3 protein-coding genes are annotated in these 4,437 nt (G+C 62.4%); all 3 read left to right on the top strand.

Translation table 11 applies throughout. The features are described from left to right. Positions 1 to 1,083, top strand: a 1,083-nt coding sequence (gene gcvT, locus AC2FFP_RS23210; RefSeq protein WP_496770956.1) for a glycine cleavage system aminomethyltransferase GcvT, incomplete at its 5' end; no start/stop codon positions are given. Positions 1,084 to 1,102: 19 nt separating this feature from the next. Then, positions 1,103 to 1,468 (top strand): glycine cleavage system protein GcvH, encoded by a 366-nt coding sequence (gcvH, locus tag AC2FFP_RS23205; RefSeq protein ID WP_058271403.1) that lies wholly within the window; start codon positions 1,103 to 1,105, stop codon positions 1,466 to 1,468. Positions 1,469 to 1,580: 112 nt separating this feature from the next. Next, on the top strand, positions 1,581 to 4,436 hold the full coding sequence (gene gcvP, locus AC2FFP_RS23200) for an aminomethyl-transferring glycine dehydrogenase (protein WP_496845411.1): 2,856 nt from the start codon (positions 1,581 to 1,583) through the stop codon (positions 4,434 to 4,436). The last annotated feature ends 1 nt before the right edge of the window (position 4,437 follow it).

Below are 4,437 nucleotides of genomic sequence, written 5' to 3'. Positions count from 1 at the left end.
AAACGCACCCCCTTGTATGACTTGCACGTTGAGTTGGGGGGTAAGCTTGTTGATTTTGCTGGTTGGGAGATGCCTGTTCAGTATCCTTTGGGGATTATGGGGGAGCATAAGCAGTGTCGTGAGAAGGCGGCGTTGTTTGATGTGTCTCATATGGGCCAGGTGATCCTTCGGGGTGAGAATGTGGGTGAGAAGCTGGAAGCTTTGTGCCCGCAGGCCTATGCGACCCTGAAGCCGGGCAAGGCGCGGTACGGGTTTTTCACCAATGCGGACGGCGGGATCATGGATGATCTGATCGTGTCGAATGCGGGGGATCACTACTTTGTGGTGGTGAACGCAGCGCTGCGCCATCAGGACATTCCGCATATGCGCGATAATCTGGATGGCGTCGAAGTGACCGAGATCTTCGACCGCGCGCTTGTGGCGGTTCAGGGCCCGGCGGCGGAAAACGTCGTGGGTGATCTTTGCCCGGCGGCGCGGGATCTGAAGTTCATGGAAACCACCGTGGCGGATATCAACGGTGTCGAGTGCCGCATCTCGCGGCTGGGCTACACCGGCGAGGACGGCTACGAGATCTCGATCCCCGAGGACAAGGCGATCGAAGTATCGAAGGCGTTCCTGGCGCATGAGGATTGCGAAGCCGCCGGTCTGGGCGCGCGCGACAGCCTGCGGCTGGAGGCGGGTCTGTGCCTCTATGGCAATGACATCGACCAGAGCACCTCGCCGATTGAGGCCAGCCTTGGCTGGGCGATCCAGAAGCGCCGCAAGGAAGAAGGCGGCTTTCCGGGCGCAGACCGCGTGCAGAAGGAACTGGCCGAAGGCCCTGCTAAAAAGCTGGTTGGCATCAAGCCCGATGGCCGCGCTCCAGCGCGTCAGGGCGTGGAAATCCAGTGCGCCGAGGGCAATACGATCGGTCAGATCACCTCGGGCGTATTTGGCCCCACGGTCGGCGGACCGGTGGCGATGGGCTATGTTTCCAAGGGCCACGGTGAGCCGGGCGAGACGGTGAACCTGATCATCCGGGGCAAGCCGCAGCCGGCGCAGATCGTGGCGCTGCCCTTCGTCAAACAGAATTACAAGCGTTGAAGTCAGGAGAGAGACAAACATGGCAACCTATTATTCCGAAGAGCATGAATGGCTGACCGTCGAAGGCGACACGGCCACTCTGGGCATCACCAAGCACGCGGCTGAACAGCTGGGCGACGTGGTGTTCGTGGAGCAGCAGGAAGCAGGCGATGAGTTTGAAAAAGGCGGTGAGATCGGCGTGATCGAATCCGTCAAGGCCGCCTCCGAGCTGTATGCCCCGGTCGATGGCGAGATCACGGAAGTGAACGAAGCGCTGGCCGACAACCCCGGCGCGCTGAACGAAGATCCCGAGGGTGAGGCCTGGATCTACAAGATCAAGATCGCGGATGCCGCGCAGCTGGAAGATCTGATGGATCTGGACGGCTACAAGGCCCTGATCGGGTAAACCCAAACGGCGGGTCCTTTCGCGGATCCGCCCCTTCATCTGGCTAAAAATATCCCCGCCGGAGGCTCCTGCCAGAGCGGCCGGGCGAGACATTCCCTGAGGAGCATGACCTATGGCCTTCAAACTGACTGATTACGAAGCCTATGACTTCGCCAACCGCCGCCATATCGGGCCCAGCCCGACGGAAATGCGCGACATGCTCAAGGTGATTGGCTTCAAGACGCTGGACCAGCTGATCGACGCCACCGTCCCGCCTGCGATCCGGCAGAAAGAGCCGCTGGACTGGGGTCCGGCGATGACCGAACGCGATGCGCTCTTTTACATGAAAGAGGTGGCGAGCAAGAACAAGGTTCTGACCTCGCTGATCGGTCAGGGGTACTATGGCACCACCACGCCGGCGCCGATCCTGCGCAACATCCTGGAAAACCCGGCCTGGTATACCGCCTATACGCCCTACCAGCCCGAGATCAGCCAGGGCCGGCTTGAGGCTCTGTTGAACTTCCAGACCATGGTCAGCGACCTGACCGGGCTGGACGTGGCCAACGCGTCCCTGCTGGACGAGGCGACTGCTGCTGCCGAAGCGATGGCGATGGCCAAGCGTGGTGGCCGGTCGAAGGCCAACAACGCGGCCTTCTTCGTGGACAAGAACTGCCACCCGCAGACCATCGCGGTGATCAAAACCCGCGCCGAGCCTCTGGGCATCGACGTGCAGGTGGCCGACCCGGACACGCTGGACGCAGGATCGGTCTTTGGCGCGATCTTCCAGTATCCCGGCACTCACGGCCATGTGCGCGACTTCACATCGGAAATCGCCGCGCTGCATGAACATAAAGCCATCGCCATCGTCGCCGCCGACATCCTGTCGCTGGCGCTGCTGAAATCTCCCGGTGAGATGGGCGCGGATATTGCCATCGGCTCGACCCAGCGCTTTGGTGTTCCGATGGGCTATGGCGGGCCGCACGCCGCTTACATGGCGACCACCGACAAGCTGAAGCGGTCCATGCCGGGCCGGATCATCGGTGTGTCCATCGATGCACGCGGCAACAAGGCTTACCGCCTGGCGCTGCAGACGCGTGAGCAGCACATTCGCCGCGAGAAGGCCAACTCGAATGTCTGCACCGCGCAGGCGCTCTTGGCGGTGATTGCCTCGATGTATGCCGTGTATCACGGCCCCGACGGCATCAAGGCCATCGCACAATCGGTGCACCGCAAGACCTCGCGCCTGGCCGCCGGTCTGGAAGAGGCAGGCTTCTCGGTCGAGCCAGAGGTGTTCTTCGACACCATCACGGTTGAGGTCGGCCACCTGCAGAATGTCGTGATGGAGGCCGCCGTGGCCCGCGGTGTGAACCTGCGCAAGGTCGGCGAGACCAAGGTCGGCATCAGCCTGGACGAACAGACCCGGCCCGAGACCATCGAGGCCGTCTGGGGTGCCTTCGGCATCGATCGCACCGATGACAGCTCAAACAAAGTCTATCGCCTGCCCGATTACGCGCTGCGTGAAAGCCCTTACCTGACCCACGAGATCTTCCACAAGAACCGGGCCGAGGCCGAGATCACGCGCTATATGCGCCGTCTGGCCGACCGCGATCTGGCGCTGGACCGGGCAATGATTCCGCTGGGGTCCTGCACCATGAAGCTGAACGCGACGATCGAGATGATCCCGGTCACCTGGCCCGAGTTCGGCAATCTGCACCCGTTCTGCCCCGAAGATCAGGCGCGGGGCTATCACGAGATGATCGACGATCTGAACGACAAGCTGTGCCAGATCACCGGCTATGACGCGATCTCGCAGCAGCCCAACTCGGGCGCGCAGGGTGAATATGCGGGCCTGCTGACCATCCGCAACTATCACGCCGCGCGGGGTGAGGCGCATCGCAATGTCTGCCTGATCCCGACCTCGGCGCATGGCACCAACCCGGCCTCGGCGCAGATGGTGGGCTATCAGGTTGTTCCGGTGCAAGCCGATGAGAACGGCAACATTGACCTGAATGACTTCCGCGCCAAGGCCGAGAAGCATTCCGATCATCTGGCCGCCTGCATGATCACCTACCCCTCGACCCATGGCGTGTTCGAGACCACCGTTCAGGAGGTCTGCCAGATCACCCATGATCACGGCGGTCAGGTCTATATCGACGGCGCCAACATGAACGCCATGGTGGGTCTCTCGCGTCCGGGTGACATTGGCGGCGACGTCAGCCACCTGAACCTGCACAAGACCTTCTGCATCCCGCATGGCGGCGGCGGTCCCGGCATGGGTCCGATCGGCGTCAAGGCGCATCTGGAGGAACACCTGCCGGGTCACCCGGAATACGGCACCGCCGTGGGTCCGGTCTCGGCCGCTCCCTTCGGCTCGCCGTCCATTCTGCCGGTCAGCTGGGCCTATGTGCTGCTGATGGGCGGCGCGGGTCTGACGCAGGCGACCAAGGTGGCGATCCTGAACGCCAACTACATCGCGGCGCGTCTGCAGGATGCCTATCCCATCCTCTACACGTCCGAGACAGGTCGGGTGGCGCATGAATGCATCCTCGACACCCGTCCGTTGGATGAGGCTGCGCATGTGACCGTTGATGACGTGGCCAAACGCCTGATCGACAGCGGCTTCCACGCGCCGACCATGTCCTGGCCAGTGGCCGGCACGCTGATGGTCGAGCCTACGGAATCGGAGCCCAAGGACGAACTGGACCGCTTCTGCGACGCCATGCTGTCCATCCGGGCCGAAGCGCAGGACATCATCGACGGCAAGATCGACGCGGAGAACAACCCGCTGAAAAACGCCCCCCACACGGTGCGCGATCTGGTCGGCGACTGGGACCGGCCCTACAGCCGCGAACAGGCCTGCTTCCCCCCAGGCTCCATGGGCGTCGACAAATACTGGTCCCCCGTAAACCGCGTCGACAACGCATATGGCGACAGAAACCTAATCTGCACATGCCCCCCAATGGACGCATACGAAGAAGCCGCTGAGTAAA

It is taken from the genome of Ruegeria sp. YTSC004 (assembly GCF_059609805.1).
The sequence above is the reverse complement of the archived record's forward strand: the minus strand, read 5'-3'. Positions and strand labels throughout refer to the sequence as shown.